This window comes from Rhizobacter sp. Root1238, from assembly GCF_001425825.1.
Taxonomy (GTDB): domain Bacteria; phylum Pseudomonadota; class Gammaproteobacteria; order Burkholderiales; family Burkholderiaceae_C; genus Rhizobacter.
This window is the reverse complement of sequence record NZ_LMDM01000034.1, coordinates 63,167-79,118: the sequence shown is the minus strand read 5'-3', so window position 1 is coordinate 79,118 and position 15,952 is coordinate 63,167. Positions and strand designations below refer to the sequence as shown.

Genomic DNA, 15,952 nt, shown 5'->3' with positions numbered 1-15,952 from the left:
GGCAGGAAACTTCATGGCGGTGATTGTCGCGAACTCTCGACCCGGTTTCTGGAGGCAGGCACCCAGGCGTGTCGGATGGCTGTGCGCGCATTGGTGTGCGCTGATGTCGTTCGTCATCATGCTGCACGGTTGTGCATGGTGGGACCTGAAGCAGCGGCAGTGGGTGTTCCGGCCCTCGCCGGGGCAGCCGGCCGAGTTCGCGCTGCGGCCGGGCGACGTGTCGTACGCGCTGGCGGTGCCCGGTGCGACCCCGGGCACGCCCGACCGGCTGCAGTTGTGGTGGATGCCGCAGGCCGATCCGCAGGCGCCGACGCTGCTGTACCTGCACGGCACCTTCCGCGCGCTGTATCGCAACCTGCCGAAGATCGATGCGCTGCGCGACGCCGGCTTCTCGGTGCTGGCGGTCGACTACCGCGGCTGGGGCGAGAGCACGCCGCTCATTCCGTCGGAAGCGACGATCCTGGCCGATGCCGAGACCGCGTGGACCGAGCTCGTGAAGCACCAGCCGGATCCGCGGCTGCGGGTGATCTTCGGCCATTCGATGGGCGGCGGCGTGGCGGTCGACCTGGCGAGCCGCAAGCAGGGCGGGCGCGACTACGGCGGGCTGGTCCTCGAGTCGACCTTCACGCGGCTGCCCGACGTGGCCGCGGCGTTCGGCGTGCTCGGCACGATGGTGTCGTGGCTTGCGAACGAGGACTTCGATTCGGTCGACAAGATCGGCCGCATCGACGTGCCGATCCTGATCATGCACGGCAGCGCCGACGACACGGTGCCGGTGTCGCTCGGCCGCGCGCTGCGCGACGCGGCACCGGCCGGCACGCGCTGGGTCGAGTTCAGCGGCGGCTCGCACAGCCGGCTGCACGATGACGACCCGGCGTTGTACCGCGAGGCGGTCAAGTCGCTGATCGCCCGCCTGAAGCCTGCTGCGTCCGCCAGCGTGTCCCCGCCAGCCTCCCCATGAACCTTCCGATGCGCCCGCCGGCGCCGCCCTTCGTCGATTTCCGCAACGTCTGGCTCGCCTACGACGATGAGCTGCTGGCGCGCCGCCAGTTCGCGGTCGAGGACATCTCGCTGCAGGCGCAGCCGGGCGAGTTCATCGCGGTCGTCGGACCGTCGGGCTGCGGCAAGTCGACCTTCATGAAACTCGCGACCGGCTTGAAGCGGCCGTCGCAGGGTGCGGTGCTGGTCGACGGCCGCGAGGTCGGCGGCCCGCTGAAGATCACCGGCATGGCCTTCCAGGCGCCGTCGCTGCTGCCGTGGCGCAGCACGCTGCGCAACGTGCTGCTGCCGCTGGAGATCGTCGAGCCGCACCGCTCGCAGTTCCGCGCGCGCCGCGCAGAGTACGAGGCCAAGGCGCGTGCGCTGCTGGCGAGCGTCGGCCTGGTCGGCTACGAGGACAAGTTCCCGTGGCAGCTGTCGGGCGGCATGCAGCAGCGGGCGTCGATCTGCCGCGCGCTGATCCACGAGCCGAAGATGCTGCTGCTCGACGAGCCGTTCGGTGCGCTCGATGCGTTCACGCGCGAGGAGCTGTGGTGCACGCTGCGCGACCTTCAGGCGGTGCAGCGCTTCAACGTGATCCTGGTGACGCACGACCTGCGCGAGGCGGTGTTCCTCGCCGACACCGTGCACGTGATGAGCCGGAGCCCGGGGCGCATGCTGGTGCGCCGCGAGATCGGCTTCGAGCGGCCGCGCGACCTGGCGCTCACCTACACCCGCGAGTTCAGCGACGTGGTGCTGGAACTGCGCGAGCACATCGGCAGCATCCGACGTGCACCGGAGGTGGCGGCATGACGCGCCGCCAGCGCGAGCGCCTCGCGCCGTGGCTGCTGCTGGCCGGGGTGCTGCTGCTGTGGGAGCTGGCATGCCGCGGCTTCGGCATCTCGGACTTCATCTTCCCGAGCCCGTCGCGCATCGCGCAGCAGCTGTGGGAGTTCCATGCGGTGATCGCCGTACATGCGTGGCGCACCTTCTGGGTCACGATGCTGGGCTTCGGGCTGGCGATCGTCGTCGGCGTGCTGCTCGGCGTCCTGGTCGGCAGCTCGCGGCTGGCCTATGCGGCGATGTACCCGCTGATGACGGCCTTCAACGCGCTGCCGAAGGCGGCCTTCGTGCCGATCCTCGTCGTGTGGTTCGGCATCGGGGTCGGGCCGGCGGTGCTGACGGCGTTCCTGATCTCGTTCTTCCCGATCACGGTCAACATCGCGACCGGCCTCGCGACGCTGGAGCCGGAGCTGGAGGACGTGCTGCGCGTGCTCGGCGCGCGGCGCACCGACGTGCTGCTGAAGGTCGGGCTGCCGCGCTCGATGCCGTACTTCTACGCGTCGCTGAAAGTGGCGATCACGCTGGCCTTCGTCGGCACGACGGTGTCGGAGATGACGGCCGCCAACGAGGGCATCGGCTACCTGCTGATCTCGGCCGGCTCGTCGATGCAGATGGGGCTGGCGTTCGCCGGGCTGGTGGTGGTGGGCGCGATGGCGATGGGGATGTACGAGCTGTTCGCGGTCATCGAGCGGCGCACGACCGGGTGGGCGCATCGCGGGGCGGGGGCGGCGTGAGCGATTTCCGGGCGCACGTCCCGTTCGTCCTGAGCCTGTCGAAGGACTGCCCTGAGCTTGTCGAAGGGTTCCTGGCGCGGCACCAGGGCTTCGACAGGCTCAGCCCGAACGGGGCCCCACCCGTTCGCCCTGAGCCTGTCGAAGGGCCTGTTCGCAAGCCACCAGGGCTTCGACAAGCTCAGCCCGAACGGGGAGAGGGCTCAGCCTGCCGGTGACCATGGCGCCGCCAGCCCCACGTACTCCTTGCGCAACGGCGCCGCATAGTCCCCGCGCTTGCTTGTCCCGAGCCCGATCGCGACCAGCCCCTCGGCCAGCTTGACGGCCGCTGCAACCCCGTCGACCACCGGCACGCCCAGCTCGCCCTGCAGTCGCGCGCACAGATCCGCCATCCCCGCACACCCCAGCACGATCGCGCCGGAGCGGTCGCGCTCCAGCGCCTGCCGCGCGCTCGCGAGGATGCGCGCATAGGCGTCGCTCGCCGGATCATCCAGTTCCAGCACCGCGATGTCGGTGCCGTGGATGCCGCGGCAGCGCCGCTCGAAGCCGTATTGCAGCACCAGGTGCTCGGCGATCACGCAGGTGCGCGTCAGCGTCGTGACGACCGAGAACCCGGTCGCCAGCAGCGACGCGCAGTGGAACGCCGCCTCCGCGATGCCGATCACCGGCCCGCGCGCCAGTTCGCGCGCGGCATGCAGGCCGGGGTCGCCGAAGCAGGCGATGACATGCGCATCGGCACCATCCTGCTCGCCCGCGCGCACCTGTTCGGCCACGCCGGCGGCGGCCCACACATCGTCATGGTGGCCCTCGATCGACGGCGCGCCGAAGCTCGGCTGCACCGCATCGATCACCGTGCCGGGCGACGCGACCGCGCGCGCGGCCTCGCCGATCTTGGCGGTCATCGATGCGCTGGTGTTGGGGTTGATCACGCGGATCTTCATGGTGGGTTCCTCAGGTCTGCGGGCGACTTTGTATACAAAGCGAACCCGAACAGGGCAAAGCCTGAGCAAGTCGTGCGCCCGTTCCCAGGCGCGGTGCCGCCCCAAATCCGGGCGAGCGGCCACGCCAAGGATCCCACTTGGTGCGCCCGGCGGGGGCTTTCGGGGCAGCATGCCGTGGCACATGCTTTGCATACAGGTCGGCGCATGAAGCCCGACTCGTCCCTGGTGCTCACCTCGCTCGTCAAGCGTTACGGCGTCACGGTTGCCGTCGATGGCATCGACCTGACGATTCCGTCCGGCAGCTACTGCTGCCTGCTCGGTCCCTCGGGCTGCGGCAAGACCTCGACGCTGCGGATGATCGCCGGCCACGAGCTTGCGAGCGACGGGCAGATCCTGCTCGGCGGCAAGTACATCACCTACAGCGCCGCCGCCGACCGCGGCACCGCGATGATGTTCCAGAGCTATGCGCTGTTCCCGCACCTGAGCGTGCTCGACAACGTCGCCTTCAGCTGGAAGATGCGCGGCAAGCCGCCGGCCGAGCGCCATGCGCGGGCGCGCGAGCTGCTCGCGCTGGTGGCGATGACGCCCTACCTCGCGCGCCTGCCGAGCGAGCTCTCCGGCGGCCAGCAGCAGCGCGTGGCGCTGGCGCGCGCGCTGATGACCGAGCCGCGCGTGCTGCTGCTCGACGAGCCGCTGTCGGCGCTCGACCCGTTCCTGCGCGTGCAGATGCGCGCCGAGCTGAAGCGCTGGCAGCAGGAACTCGGCTTCACCTTCGTGCACGTGACGCACTCGCAGGAAGAGGCGATGGCGCTGGCCGACCAGGTGGTCGTGATGAACCAGGGCCGCATCGAGCAGACCGGCTCGCCGCGCGAGGTCTTCAACGCGCCGCGCAGCGAGTTCGTCGCGCGCTTCATGGGCGCGCACAACGTGATCGCATCGCCGGCCGGTGCCGTCGCGGTGCGTGCCGACCGCATGACGCTGCTGCGCGAGGCGGCCGGCGCATCGCGCGCCGCTGCCGTGAAAGCCGTCGAGTACCAGGGCACGTACGTGCAGGTGAGCCTGGCGCCGCACGGCGAGCCGGCGGACACCCAATGGACCGCGACGCTGCCCGACGCGCGCTTCGACGCCGCGCCGTTCGCGCCCGGCGACACCGTGCACGTCAGCTGGGCCGCGGCCGAAGCGCACGCGCTGGCCTGAAATGCGCGGCCGATCCGATCCGTCCCCGAGAGTCCGCATCACACATCACCCCGAGGAGCACCCCATGACCGACCGTCACGATTCGAACGGATCCCCCAAGCTCGGCCGCCGCACGCTGCTGAAAGGCGCGGCCGCCGCCGGCAGCGCGCTGGCCTTTCCGTTCGTGCACGCGCAGGAGAAGATCACGCTGCGCTACCTGGGCACGGCGGTGAACCAGGACAAGGCCATCGCCGACAAGTTCAAGGCCGACACCGGCATCGAGATCCAGTACATCCCGGTCACCACCGACGACGTGACCAAGCGCGCCGTCACCTCGCCGAACTCGTTCGACCTGATCGACACCGAGTACTTTTCGCTGAAGAAGATCCTGCCGACCGGCAACCTGCTCGGCATCGACACCAAGCGCATCAAGAACGCCGACAAGATCACGACGCTGTTCACCAAGGGGGAGGTCGGCGGCAAGAAGGTCGGCGACCAGGGCACCGCACCGAAGAAGGTGATGTACGTCGCGTCGCCGACCGCGAAGGAGTTCGCGAAGGAACCGACGCAGTTCATGACGCTGATCCCGACCGTCTACAACGCCGACACGCTGGGCATCCGCCCGGACCTGATCAAGCGCCCGATCGACAGCTGGAAAGAGCTCTTGAACCCCGAGTTCAAGGGCAAGGCCGCGATCCTGAACATCCCGTCGATCGGCATCATGGACGCGGCGATGGTGGTCGAGGCGGCAGGCCTCTACAAGTACCCCGACAAGGGGAACATGACGAAGAAGGAAATCGACCTGACGATCAAGACGCTGATCGAGGCGAAGAAGGCCGGCCAGTTCCGCGCGCTGTGGAAGGACTTCAACGAGAGCGTGAACCTGATGGCCTCCGGCGAGGTCGTGATCCAGTCGATGTGGTCGCCGGCCGTCACCGCGGTGCGCACCAAGGGCATCGCCTGCACCTTCCAGCCGCTGAAGGAAGGCTACCGCGCGTGGGCCGCCGGCTTCGGCGTGCCGAAGACGGTGAGCGGCAAGAAGGCCGACGCGGTCTACGAGTTCATCAACTGGTTCCTCGACGGCTGGGCCGGCGCGTACCTGAACCGCCAGGGCTACTACAGCGCGGTGCTGGAGACGGCGAAGGCGAAGATGGAAGCCTACGAGTGGGCCTACTGGATGGAAGGCAAGGCCGCGTCGCAGGACATCAAGTCGCCCAACGGCGACCTGCTGGCCAAGGCCGGCAGCGTGCGCGACGGCGGCAGCTACGAAACGCGCATGGGCGGCATCGCCTGCTGGAACGCGATCATGGACGAGAACGCGTACATGGTCCAGAAGTGGAACGAATTCGTGGCGGCCTGACATGCGGGCAGGCTTCGACAGGCCCAGCCCGAACGGGTGTGTGATCCGTTCGCACTGAGCTTGTCGACGTGCCTCTTCGCAAAGCCGACCGTTGACCATGCGCCCCCAACCATTTCGCGTCTCGGCCTGGCTGCAGGCCACGCCGTTCACGCTGGTGTTCGTGCTGTTCCTCGTGCTGCCGCTGCTGCTGGTGCTGGCGGTCAGCTTCTGGCGTGCCACCGACTACGAGCTGATCCCGGCCTTCACGCTGCAGAACTACCTCGATGTCTTCAGCGAGACCACCGTCCGCACCTACCTGTCGACGCTGAAGTTCTGCTTCCTGGTCTGGTTGGCCACGCTGCTGATCGGCTTCGCGGTGGCGTACTTCCTCGCCTTCCATGTGCGCTCGGTCGGCGTGCAGACGCTGCTGTTCGTGCTGTGCACCGTGCCGTTCTGGACGTCCAACGTGATCCGGATGATCTCGTGGATTCCGCTGCTCGGGCGCAACGGCTTGATCAACCAGGGGCTGCAGGCGATCAACGTCATCGACGCGCCGATCGAGTGGCTGCTGTTCAGCGACTTCTCGGTGGTGCTGGCCTTCGTGCACCTGAACACGATGTTCATGATCGTGCCGATCTTCAACTCGATGATGCGCATCGACCGCGCGCTGATCGAGGCCGCCCGCGACAGCGGCGCGAGCGGCTGGCAGACGGTGTGGAACGTGGTCGTGCCGCTGTCGCGCACCGGCATCATCATCGGCTCGATCTTCGTCATCACGATCGTGATGGGCGACTTCGTCACCATCGGCGTGATGGGGGGCCAGCAGATCGCGTCGGTCGGCAAGATCATCCAGGTGCAGACCTCGTACCTGCAGTTCCCGATGGCCGCGGCCAACGCGGTGATCCTGCTGGCGGTGGTGCTGATGATGATCTGGGGCCTGACGCGGCTGGTCGACATCCGGAAGCAACTCTGATGCACGTCGACAAGCGCCCCCGCAGCTTCTACGCACTGGCCGCCGTGTTCGGCGCCTTCGTGCTGTTCCTGTACGGCCCGATGATCGCGATCTTCGTGCTGAGCTTCCAGGGCCCCGAAGGCGGGCTGACGTTTCCGATGCGCGGCGTGTCGCTGCACTGGTTCGCGAAGCTGTGGGAAGGCATGGGCGTGGTCGACATTGCCGCCGCGTTCCGCCGCTCGGTGGCACTGGGCACGGTCGTGATGGGGTTGACGGTGCTGCTGTCGCTCGGCGCGGGCCTCGCGTTCCGCAAGAAGTTCACCGGCTCGGGCCTGTTGTTCTACACCACGGTGGCGAGCCTGATCATGCCGTCGATCGTCGTCTCGCTCGGCATCGGGCTGCAGTTCCGCCTGATCGACACCGCGTTCAGGGCCGTGCTGGAAAGCCTGGGCGCGACCAGCCTGCTCGAAGGCTACGGCACCGCGATGGGCCTGTACACCTCGGCGCTCGGCGCGCACCTGACCTGGACGCTGCCGTTCGGCCTGCTGGTGATGCTGGTGGTGTTCAATCGATTCAACCCGGCGTACGAAGAAGCGGCGCGCGACCTGGGCGCGACGCCGTGGCAGGGCTTCCGCCACGTGGTGCTGCCGCTGATCGCGCCGGCGCTGGTGGGGGTCGGGATGTCCGGCTTCACGCTGAGCTGGGACGAGATCGCGCGCACCTCGCAGGCCATCGGCGACGTCAACACGCTGCCGCTGGAACTGCAGGGGCTGACGAGCACCGTCACGACGCCGGCGATCTATGCGCTCGGCACCGTGACGACCATCGTGTCGTTCATGGTGATGGGCTGCACGCTGGCGCTGGTGAAGTGGCTCGGCAAGCGCCGCGGCGATCGACAATGACGCATGCCCGCCCGCCAGGTTCGCACTGAAGATCCAACGCCGCCGCCGGTGGCCGCCGACCGCGTCTACGACGCGATCTATGCCGCGGTGATCGACCACCGCCTCGCGCCCGGCTCGCGGCTGCGCGAGGAGGAGCTGGCGCAGACCTTCGCGGTGTCGCGCACGCTGGTGCGCCAGGCGCTGCACAAGCTGGCGCAGGACGGCGTGATCGTGCTGCGGCCGAACCGCGGTGCGCAGGTGCCCGAGCCGACGCGGCGCGACGGCGAGCACGTGTTCGATGCGCGCCGGGTGGTCGAGTGCGAGGTCGCGCGGCGGCTGGCCGGCAAGCTGAGCGCCGAGCAACTGGCCGAGCTGCGCCAGCTGGTCGACGCCGAAGCGCGCGCGACGAAGTCGCAGAACAAGCAGGAGGCGATCCGGCTGTCGGGCGAGTTCCACCTGAAGCTCGCGCGCATGAGCGGCAACCCGATCTTCGTGCGGTTGCTCGAGGAGCTGCTGCCGACCACCTCGCTGCTGATGGCGCTCTACAAGTCGCCCGGCGAGCCGATGTGCGTCGCGCACAGCCACCAGCAGTTGCTGCAGGTGATCGCGAAGGGCGCGGGGGCGGGCGCGTCGACCGAGATGCGCCGGCACCTGAACGAGATCGAACGCAGCCTGTCGCAACCGGCGGCGAAGGCTGCGCCGGCCTTGCGCGACGTGTTCAAGGCATACCGCGTCTAGGCGGGCGCGAAGCGGTACACCCCTTCGTCATCCACCGTCCGCACCAGCTTCCCCGCCAGCCACAGCGCATGCAGGTGCGCGATCGACTCCCCCATCGCGAACGTCGTCTGGTGCAGGTCGAGCTTGCGCGTGAACAGCACGGTGAGCAGATCGGCCGCGCTTTGCGGCGCCGTGGCGCAGGCTTTCATCACGTCGGCAAAGCGCTCGTCATGGTGCGTCACCAGTTGCTGGATGCGCGTGTGCATGCCGCGAAACGGCCGGCCGTGCGACGGCAGCACCAGCGTGTCGGCCGGCAGCGCGTTGAAGCGCTGGATCGATGACAGGTACAACGGCAGCGGGTCCGCCTCGGGCTCCAGGTCGATCACGCTGACGTTGGTCGAGATGCGCGGCAGCAGCATGTCGCCCGAGATCAGCACGCCGAGCCCGGCGCAGTACAGCGACATGTGCTCCGGCGCATGCCCGTAGCCGGAGATGCACTGCCAGCCATGCCCGCCGATGGCGAGCACCATGCCGTCGAGCAGCCGGCGGAACGCGGCCGGCACCTGCGGCACCATCGTCGCGTAGTAGTTGCTGCGCGCCTTGATCTTCGCGACCGCCTCCGGGTCGGTCAGCCCGTGGCTGGCCATGAACTTCGCCGCCGCCTCGCCGCCGAAGCCGGTGGTGGAGGTGCTGGCCAGCCGCGCCGCGTTGTAGTCGGTCGCGCTGATCCACAGCCGGCACGACCACCGTTCGGTCAGCCAGTGCGCCAATCCCATGTGGTCCGGGTGCATGTGCGTCACGACCACCCGCAGCACCGGCAGGCCCTGCAGCTCGGTCTCGAACACCCGCTCCCAGGCCGCGCGCGTCGCGTCGTTGGTGATGCCGCAGTCGACGATCGTCCAGCCGGCGCGGCCATCGAGCTCGTCGCGCAGCAGCCAGAGGTTGATGTGGTCCAGCGCGAACGGCAGCTGCATGCGCAGCCAGCGCACGCCGGGCGCCACCTCCAGCGTGCGGCCCGTTTCGGGCAGGGCCTCGCCCAGCGGGTACTGCAGCGCTCGTTCGAGCTCGTTCATCGGCTTGGGGGTGGGTGTCATGGAGGCGGCTACACTTTACGTATACGTCAATCAGCCGATTCTAGGTTTTCATGCCGCACGCTGCTGTCGCCGAGGTGTCCACCACCTCGCCCACCCCGGGAATCACCTACACGATCAGCGAGCTCGCGCGCGAGTTCGACCTGACGACACGCGCCATCCGCTTCTACGAGGACTGCGGGCTGCTGTCGCCGCAGCGCGCCGGCCGCAACCGCGTCTACACCGCGCGCGATCGCACGCGGCTGAAGCTGACGCTGCGCGGCAAGCGGCTCGGGCTCACGCTGTCCGAGGTGAAGGACCTGGTCGACATGTACGAGTCGCCGCGCGACACGCAGGCCCAGTTGAAGAAATTCCTCACCGTGCTGGCGCTGCACCGCCAGCAGCTGGAGCAGCAGATGGCCGACCTGCACGTCACGCTCGACGAGGTGCGCACGCACGAGAAAGAGGCCAAGCGCCTGCTGAATTCGGCCTGACGAGATCGTTGACCCCACAAGACCCACGGAGACAAACCCATGAACCTGCCCGGACTCGACTTCCAGCTCGGCGAAGACATCGATGCGCTGCGCGACACCGTGCGCGCCTTTGCCGAGGCCGAGATCGCCCCGCGTGCCGCCGAGATCGACCGCAGCGACCAGTTCCCGATGGACCTGTGGCGCAAGATGGGCGAGCTCGGCGTGCTCGGCGTCACCGTCAGCGAGGAATACGGCGGCGCGAACATGGGCTACCTGGCCCACATGATCGCGATGGAAGAGATCAGCCGCGCATCGGCCAGCGTCGGCCTGAGCTACGGCGCGCACAGCAACCTGTGCGTGAACCAGATCAAGCGCAACGGCAGCGAGGCGCAGAAGCGCAAGTACCTGCCGAAGCTGATCAGCGGCGAACACGTCGGTGCGCTCGCGATGAGCGAGCCGGGCGCCGGCTCCGACGTGATCAGCATGAAGCTGAAGGCCGAGGACAAGGGCGGCCACTACCTGCTGAACGGCACCAAGATGTGGATCACCAACGGCCCCGACGCCGACACGATGGTGGTCTATGCGAAGACCGAGCCCGAACTGGGTGCAAGAGGCGTCACCGCCTTCATCGTCGAGAAGGGGATGAAGGGGTTCAGCACCGCGCAGAAGCTCGACAAGCTCGGCATGCGCGGCTCGCACACCGGCGAGATGGTGTTCCAGGACGTCGAGGTGCCGGCCGCCAACGTGCTGGGCACGCTGAACGGCGGCGCCAAGGTGCTGATGAGCGGGCTCGACTACGAGCGCGCGGTGCTGGCGGCCGGGCCGCTCGGCATCATGCAGTCGGTGATGGACAACGTGGTGCCGTACATCCACGACCGCAAGCAGTTCGGCCAGAGCATCGGCGAGTTCCAGCTGATCCAGGGCAAGGTCGCCGACATGTACACCGTGCTGCAGGCCGGGCGGGCCTTCTGCTACACCGTCGGCAAGAACCTCGATGCGCTCGGCGTCGAGCATGTGCGCCAGGTGCGCAAGGATTGCGCAAGCGTGATCCTGTGGTGCGCCGAGAAGGCCACCTGGATGGCCGGCGAGGGCGTGCAGATCTTCGGCGGCAACGGCTACATCAACGAGTACCCGCTCGGTCGTCTCTGGCGTGACGCGAAGCTCTACGAAATCGGCGCGGGCACGTCTGAGATCCGGCGGATGCTCATTGGCCGCGAGCTGTTCGCCGAGACGATGTGAATATGCTGTGGCGCGCCGGTTTGCTGACGGCTTTTTGACAGCTTGGGGCGAATATCGCGCGCTGCCAAATAAGCAAGAAAAAACTTCGCGCACCAGTTCACATCGGCTTGCAATTGAATCGCGAAATGGCTAGGGATAACCCGGTTCGCATTCCTAAGATAGCGACCACACGGCGCCGTTCGCGCCAGACCGGACTATCTGATGGAAACCAAATCGACTACCGCGGTGCAGCGGTTTCGCCTGCACGCGCTGGCCGTCACCGGCCTGCTGGCCGCCACGCTGGCCGCTCCGTTTGCGGCGCTGGCCGCCGACCCGATCGTGATCGGCCAGGTCGCGCCGTTCAGCGGCCCGCAGGCCGTGACCGGCAAGGCGATGAACGCCGGCGCGAAGCTGTACTTCGACGCGGTGAACCTGAAGGGCGGCGTGCGCGGCCGGCCGATCAAGCTGGTGACGCGCGACGACGCGCAGAAGCCCGAAGACAGCGTGCGCCTGACGCGCGAGCTGATCGCCGCCGAAGCACCGGTCGCGATGATCAGCACGGTGGGCACCGCCAACCTCGAGGCGCTGGCCAAGGACGGCGTCTACACGCAGACCAAGACCTCGCTGGTGGGCGCGGTGTCGGGTGCGGCGACGGTCGTCAAGGCGCCGGGCATGCACATCGTGAAGGCGAGCTACCACGACGAAGTGGGCCGCCTGTTCGACCAGCTGTCGCATGTCGGCGTGAAGCGCGTCGGCCTGGTCTACCAGGACGACGGCCTCGGCAAGGACGTGCTGGCCGGTGCGCAAGCGGCCGCGCAGACGCATGGCATCGAACTGGCCGTGGCCAGCGGCTACCCGCGCAACACGGTGCAGGTCGAGAAGTCGGTCGCCGAGATCATCGACTCGAAGGTGCAGGTGGTGTTCCTCGGCGCGACCACCGCGGCCGGCATCGAGTTCGTCAAGCAGTACGCCGCGAAGGGCGGCCAGGGCATCCTGTACGGCATGTCGATCATCGACACCGATGCGCTGCTGAAGGCGCTCGGCCCGGAGCGTGCGCGCGGCTATGCGTTCTCGGTGGTGCTGCCTTTGCTGCAGCAAAGCAACCTGGCGGTGGTGCGCGAGTACATGCAGCTGAAGGCCGCGTCGAACAACCCCGACCTGTCGGCCCGTTCGATCGAAGGCTTCATCGCCGCGAAGGCGCTGGTCAAGGTGCTCGAGACCAGCAGCTCGCTGACGCCGGCTGCGGTGACCGCGGCGCTGAACGCCGCCAGCGCGATCGACGTCGGCGGCTACACGCTCGACTTCAGCGTCAACGACAAGCCGGGTTCGCACTACGTGAACTTCGCGATGTTCGGCGCGAACGGCAAGATCCTCAACTGACGACGGGGTCCGCATCGTGCCCCGCGGGAGCGTGGGCATGACGGGACACATCGTGGCATTGGGCGGGGGCGGCTTCTCGATGGAGCCGGACAACCCCCGTCTCGACAACTACCTCCTCACGCTCGCCCGCCGGCCGCGCCCGCGCGTGAGCTTCGTCGGAACCGCCAGCGGCGACAGCCCCGACTACCTGCTGCGCTTCTACAAGGCCTTCGCGAAGCTCGGCTGCGAGGCCCGCCACCTGCCGCTGTTCGCGTTCGACCGCACGCTCGACCTGCGCGCCGAAGTGCTCGCGAGCGACGTCGTCTACGTCGGCGGCGGCAACACGCCGGCGATGCTCGCGGTGTGGCAGCTCTACGACCTGCCGGCCGCTTTCGCCGACCTGCTCGACGCCGGCGGCGTGCTGGCCGGCATCAGCGCCGGCGCGAACTGCTGGTTCGACCGCTACGTCACCGACAGCGTGCCCGGCGGTGGGGTCCAGCAAGGCCTCGGCTTGGCCACCGGCTGCTTCTGCCCGCACTACGACGGCGAATCGTGGCGCCGGCCGCTGGTCGAGCAGGCGGCGCGCGCCCACGCCGGCGACTGCCTGGCCTGCGACGACAGCGCCGCGGTGCGGCTGGATGCGCAGGGGCGGCTGGTCGAAGCGGTCTGCTCGGTCGGCGGCAAACGCGCCCACCGCTGGACCGACGGCGAACCGGTAGCGCTCGAAACCCGGCTGCTGCCCTGACCGCAGCAACTGCTTACACTGCCGCGTCTTCGCTGCACTGCAACATCATGACCACCCACCTGCAAGAACTCCTCGACAGCAACCGCCTGTGGGCGCAGCGCACCGAAGCGCGCTCGCCGGGCTTCTTCACCGGGCTGCTGAAGCAGCAGGCGCCGCAGTACCTGTGGATCGGCTGCGCCGACAGCCGGGTGCCGGCCAACGAACTGGTCGACCTGGCGCCGGGCGAGCTGTTCGTGCACCGCAATGTCGCCAACGTGGTGGTGCACTCCGACCTGAACTGCCTGTCGGTGATCCAGTTCGCCACCGACATGCTGCAGGTGAAGCACATCATCGTGGTCGGCCATTCCGGCTGCGGCGGCGTCGCGGCGGCGTTGCACGACCGGCGCGTCGGCCTGGCCGACAACTGGATCAGCCACGTCAAGGACGTGCGCAACAAGCACCAGGCCTGGCTCGACACGGTGCAGGAATCTCGCCGCGTCGACGCGTTGTCCGAGCTGAACGTGATCGAGCAGGCGCGCAACGTCTGCCACACCACCGTCGTCGAAGAAGCCTGGCGGCGCGGCCAGGACCTGGTCATCCACGGCTGGTTCTACGGCCTGTACAACGGCCTGCTGCAGGACATGAAGATCACCATCGCCGGCCCGGATCAGGTCGGCACGGCGTACGAAGCGGCGCTGGCCGGCCTGCAGTCGCGCTACGCCTCCATCGGGGCCGTCACCGGCTGACGAGGCGCGCCCGATGTTCCCGCAGGCCCTCACCGACGCGCGCGCGTTCGGCATCGCGCAGGCGATGCTCGACGGCTTCAACCGGCACTACCGGTTGTTCCGCGCGGCCAGCGCCGGTGCCAAGCAGCGCTTCGAGGCGGCCGACTGGCACGGCCAGCAGCGCGCGCAGCGCGAGCGCATCGAGTTCTACGACCTGCGCGTCGACGAGGCGGTCGAGCGGCTGCAGCACGATTTCCAGGCCGGCACGCTGTCGATGGAGGTCTGGCAGGAGACCAAGCTGCACTACATCGGGCTGCTGACCAACCACCACCAGCCGGAGCTTGCCGAGACCTTCTTCAATTCGGTCACGACGAAGATCCTGCACCGCAGCTACTTCAACAACGACTTCATCTTCGTGCGCCCGGCGGTGTCGACCGAGTACATCGAGAACGACGAGCCGGCGTCGCAGCCGACCTACCGCGCGTACTACCCGACGCGCGACACGCTGCGCGAGACCCTGCTGCGCGTGGTGCACAACTTCCAGCTCGACAGCGAGTTCGAGGACCTGGAGCGCGACATCGACCACGTGCTGGCCGCGGTGAACGAGCAGATGGGCGATTTCCGGCCGCGCGCGAACTTCCAGATCCAGGTGCTGAGCTCGCTGTTCTTCCGCAACAAGGGCGCCTACGCGGTCGGCAAGGTGATCAACGGCTTCCGCGAGACGCCGTTCGCGCTGCCGATCCTGCACAGCGCCGGCGGCAAGGGGCTCACGGTCGACACCGTGCTGTTGAGCGAAGACGACCTGCTGATGCTGTTCAGCTTTGCGCGGGCGTACTTCCTGGTCGACATGGAGATCCCGTCGGCGTATGTGCAGTTCCTGCGCACGCTGATGCCGCGCAAGCCGCGTTCCGAGCTGTACAGCGCGCTCGGGCTGCAGAAGCAGGGCAAGAACATCTTCTACCGCGACCTGCTCGCGCACCTGCGCCACAGCAGCGACACCTTCCGCATCGCGCCCGGCATCAAGGGCATGGTGATGCTGGTGTTCGACCTGCCGTCGTTCCCGTACGTGTTCAAGGTGATCAAGGACTTCTACCCGCCGCAGAAGGAAACCACGCGCGAACTGATCAAGAGCAAGTACCTGCTGGTCAAGCAGCACGACCGCGTCGGGCGCATGGCCGACACGCTGGAGTACAGCAACGTGGCCTTCCCGCGGGTGCGCTTCGACGACGAGCTGGTGGCCGAGCTGAAGCACTTCTGCGGCAGCCTGCTCGAAGAGGACGGCGACGACCTGGTGATCCGCCATGTCTACATCGAGCGCCGGATGATCCCGCTGAACATCTACCTGCAGGAGGCCACGCCGGAGCAGATGGAGCATGCGGTGATCGAGTACGGCAATGCGATCAAGGACCTGGTCGCGGCCAACATCTTCCCCGGCGACATGCTGTGGAAGAACTTCGGCGTCACGCGCAACGGCAAGGTGGTGTTCTACGACTACGACGAGATCGAGTACCTGAGCGACTGCAGCTTCCGGCGCGTGCCGGCCGCACGCACCGAAGAGGAAGAACTCTCCGGCGAGGTCTGGTACCGGGTCGGGCCGCGCGACGTGTTCCCCGAGACCTTCGGCCCCTTCCTGCTCGGCCACCCGGGCGTGCGGGAGGTGTTCATGAAACACCATGCCGACCTGCTGGATGCCGATTTCTGGCAGCGTCGCAAGGAGCGCATCCAGGCCGGGCATGTGCACGACGTGTTCCCGTACGACCCGGCCAAGCGCTTCAAGAACCAGCGGCGGCTGCGCGCCGCGCAGCAGAACCCGGGATGACACGCG

Annotated in this window: 16 protein-coding genes; 14 read left to right on the top strand and 2 right to left on the bottom strand. The window is 68.0% G+C overall.

All coding sequences use genetic code 11. The features are described from left to right. Window positions 1-103: 103 nt before the first annotated feature. From ASC98_RS21695 to ASC98_RS21685, 3 genes are read left to right on the top strand one after another with little or no spacing between them, the layout of a single operon-like run. Window positions 104-961, top strand: coding sequence for an alpha/beta hydrolase (locus ASC98_RS21695; protein WP_056815595.1), 858 nt, complete (start codon window positions 104-106; stop codon window positions 959-961). Beyond that, window positions 958-1,791, top strand: a complete 834-nt coding sequence (locus tag ASC98_RS21690; protein WP_200953043.1) for an ABC transporter ATP-binding protein — start codon at window positions 958-960, stop codon at window positions 1,789-1,791. Before ASC98_RS21695 ends, ASC98_RS21690 begins: the two co-directional genes overlap by 4 nt. Continuing rightward, window positions 1,788-2,555, top strand: a complete 768-nt coding sequence (locus tag ASC98_RS21685; protein WP_056815589.1) for an ABC transporter permease — start codon at window positions 1,788-1,790, stop codon at window positions 2,553-2,555. The genes ASC98_RS21690 and ASC98_RS21685 overlap by 4 nt, the downstream gene beginning before the upstream one ends. A gap of 200 nt (window positions 2,556-2,755) precedes the next feature. Here the strand turns inward: ASC98_RS21685 and ASC98_RS21680 are convergent, their stop codons facing one another. After that, window positions 2,756-3,493, bottom strand: coding sequence for an aspartate/glutamate racemase family protein (locus ASC98_RS21680; RefSeq protein ID WP_056815586.1), 738 nt, complete (start codon window positions 3,491-3,493; stop codon window positions 2,756-2,758). A gap of 204 nt (window positions 3,494-3,697) precedes the next feature. Between ASC98_RS21680 and ASC98_RS21675 the strand changes: the two genes are divergently transcribed. From ASC98_RS21675 to ASC98_RS21655, 5 genes are all read left to right on the top strand, one after another. After that, the gene (locus tag ASC98_RS21675; RefSeq protein ID WP_056815582.1) at window positions 3,698-4,690 is read left to right on the top strand and encodes an ABC transporter ATP-binding protein; all 993 of its coding nucleotides are present in this window, start codon (window positions 3,698-3,700) and stop codon (window positions 4,688-4,690) included. Window positions 4,691-4,754: 64 nt separating this feature from the next. Beyond that, window positions 4,755-6,029, top strand: a complete 1,275-nt coding sequence (locus ASC98_RS21670) for a PotD/PotF family extracellular solute-binding protein (protein ID WP_056815580.1) — start codon at window positions 4,755-4,757, stop codon at window positions 6,027-6,029. A 97-nt stretch (window positions 6,030-6,126) separates the two neighbouring features. Beyond that, window positions 6,127-6,981 carry an ABC transporter permease gene (locus ASC98_RS21665; protein WP_056815577.1) on the top strand — a complete coding sequence of 285 codons (855 nt, stop codon included), beginning with the start codon at window positions 6,127-6,129 and terminating at the stop codon, window positions 6,979-6,981. Further along, window positions 6,981-7,862, top strand: coding sequence for an ABC transporter permease (locus ASC98_RS21660; protein WP_056815574.1), 882 nt, complete (start codon window positions 6,981-6,983; stop codon window positions 7,860-7,862). Before ASC98_RS21665 ends, ASC98_RS21660 begins: the two co-directional genes overlap by 1 nt. A gap of 3 nt (window positions 7,863-7,865) precedes the next feature. Continuing rightward, entirely contained in the window at window positions 7,866-8,579 is a 714-nt protein-coding gene (locus ASC98_RS21655; protein ID WP_056815570.1) for a GntR family transcriptional regulator, read from the top strand. On the opposite strand, the gene ASC98_RS21650 is transcribed toward ASC98_RS21655, so the two are convergent. Continuing rightward, window positions 8,576-9,631, bottom strand: coding sequence for an MBL fold metallo-hydrolase (locus tag ASC98_RS21650; RefSeq protein WP_056815567.1), 1,056 nt, complete (start codon window positions 9,629-9,631; stop codon window positions 8,576-8,578). The two genes, ASC98_RS21655 and ASC98_RS21650, sit on opposite strands and share 4 nt — an antisense overlap. A 71-nt stretch (window positions 9,632-9,702) precedes the next feature. Between ASC98_RS21650 and ASC98_RS21645 the strand changes: the two genes are divergently transcribed. The 6 genes from ASC98_RS21645 (at window position 9,703) to aceK (ending at window position 15,946) form a co-directional block, all read left to right on the top strand. Beyond that, window positions 9,703-10,122: a MerR family DNA-binding transcriptional regulator gene (locus ASC98_RS21645; RefSeq protein WP_056815563.1), complete on the top strand. Its 420-nt coding sequence runs from the start codon at window positions 9,703-9,705 to the stop codon at window positions 10,120-10,122. A 39-nt stretch (window positions 10,123-10,161) separates the two neighbouring features. After that, window positions 10,162-11,340 carry an isovaleryl-CoA dehydrogenase gene (locus ASC98_RS21640; protein WP_056815562.1) on the top strand — a complete coding sequence of 393 codons (1,179 nt, stop codon included), beginning with the start codon at window positions 10,162-10,164 and terminating at the stop codon, window positions 11,338-11,340. Between the two features lie 201 nt (window positions 11,341-11,541). Beyond that, window positions 11,542-12,699: an ABC transporter substrate-binding protein gene (locus ASC98_RS21635; protein WP_056815559.1), complete on the top strand. Its 1,158-nt coding sequence runs from the start codon at window positions 11,542-11,544 to the stop codon at window positions 12,697-12,699. A 37-nt stretch (window positions 12,700-12,736) separates the two neighbouring features. Continuing rightward, a complete protein-coding gene (locus ASC98_RS21630; RefSeq protein WP_082542003.1) occupies window positions 12,737-13,423 on the top strand; it encodes a peptidase E in 687 nt (228 codons plus the stop codon). A 47-nt stretch (window positions 13,424-13,470) separates the two neighbouring features. Further along, window positions 13,471-14,148 (top strand): carbonate dehydratase, encoded by a 678-nt coding sequence (gene can / locus ASC98_RS21625; protein WP_056815554.1) that lies wholly within the window; start codon window positions 13,471-13,473, stop codon window positions 14,146-14,148. Window positions 14,149-14,161: 13 nt separating this feature from the next. Then, the gene (aceK, locus tag ASC98_RS21620; RefSeq protein ID WP_056815551.1) at window positions 14,162-15,946 is read left to right on the top strand and encodes a bifunctional isocitrate dehydrogenase kinase/phosphatase; all 1,785 of its coding nucleotides are present in this window, start codon (window positions 14,162-14,164) and stop codon (window positions 15,944-15,946) included. Window positions 15,947-15,952 lie beyond the last annotated feature (6 nt).

Coding starts and splice junctions, on each gene's coding strand:
- ASC98_RS21695 (WP_056815595.1), top strand. CDS start 104: ATGTCGTTCGTCATCATGCTGCACGGTTGTGCATGGTGGGACCTGAAG.
- ASC98_RS21690 (WP_200953043.1), top strand. CDS start 958: ATGAACCTTCCGATGCGCCCGCCGGCGCCGCCCTTCGTCGATTTCCGC.
- ASC98_RS21685 (WP_056815589.1), top strand. CDS start 1,788: ATGACGCGCCGCCAGCGCGAGCGCCTCGCGCCGTGGCTGCTGCTGGCC.
- ASC98_RS21680 (WP_056815586.1), bottom strand. CDS start 3,493: ATGAAGATCCGCGTGATCAACCCCAACACCAGCGCATCGATGACCGCC.
- ASC98_RS21675 (WP_056815582.1), top strand. CDS start 3,698: ATGAAGCCCGACTCGTCCCTGGTGCTCACCTCGCTCGTCAAGCGTTAC.
- ASC98_RS21670 (WP_056815580.1), top strand. CDS start 4,755: ATGACCGACCGTCACGATTCGAACGGATCCCCCAAGCTCGGCCGCCGC.
- ASC98_RS21665 (WP_056815577.1), top strand. CDS start 6,127: ATGCGCCCCCAACCATTTCGCGTCTCGGCCTGGCTGCAGGCCACGCCG.
- ASC98_RS21660 (WP_056815574.1), top strand. CDS start 6,981: ATGCACGTCGACAAGCGCCCCCGCAGCTTCTACGCACTGGCCGCCGTG.
- ASC98_RS21655 (WP_056815570.1), top strand. CDS start 7,866: ATGCCCGCCCGCCAGGTTCGCACTGAAGATCCAACGCCGCCGCCGGTG.
- ASC98_RS21650 (WP_056815567.1), bottom strand. CDS start 9,631: ATGAACGAGCTCGAACGAGCGCTGCAGTACCCGCTGGGCGAGGCCCTG.
- ASC98_RS21645 (WP_056815563.1), top strand. CDS start 9,703: ATGCCGCACGCTGCTGTCGCCGAGGTGTCCACCACCTCGCCCACCCCG.
- ASC98_RS21640 (WP_056815562.1), top strand. CDS start 10,162: ATGAACCTGCCCGGACTCGACTTCCAGCTCGGCGAAGACATCGATGCG.
- ASC98_RS21635 (WP_056815559.1), top strand. CDS start 11,542: ATGGAAACCAAATCGACTACCGCGGTGCAGCGGTTTCGCCTGCACGCG.
- ASC98_RS21630 (WP_082542003.1), top strand. CDS start 12,737: ATGACGGGACACATCGTGGCATTGGGCGGGGGCGGCTTCTCGATGGAG.
- can (WP_056815554.1), top strand. CDS start 13,471: ATGACCACCCACCTGCAAGAACTCCTCGACAGCAACCGCCTGTGGGCG.
- aceK (WP_056815551.1), top strand. CDS start 14,162: ATGTTCCCGCAGGCCCTCACCGACGCGCGCGCGTTCGGCATCGCGCAG.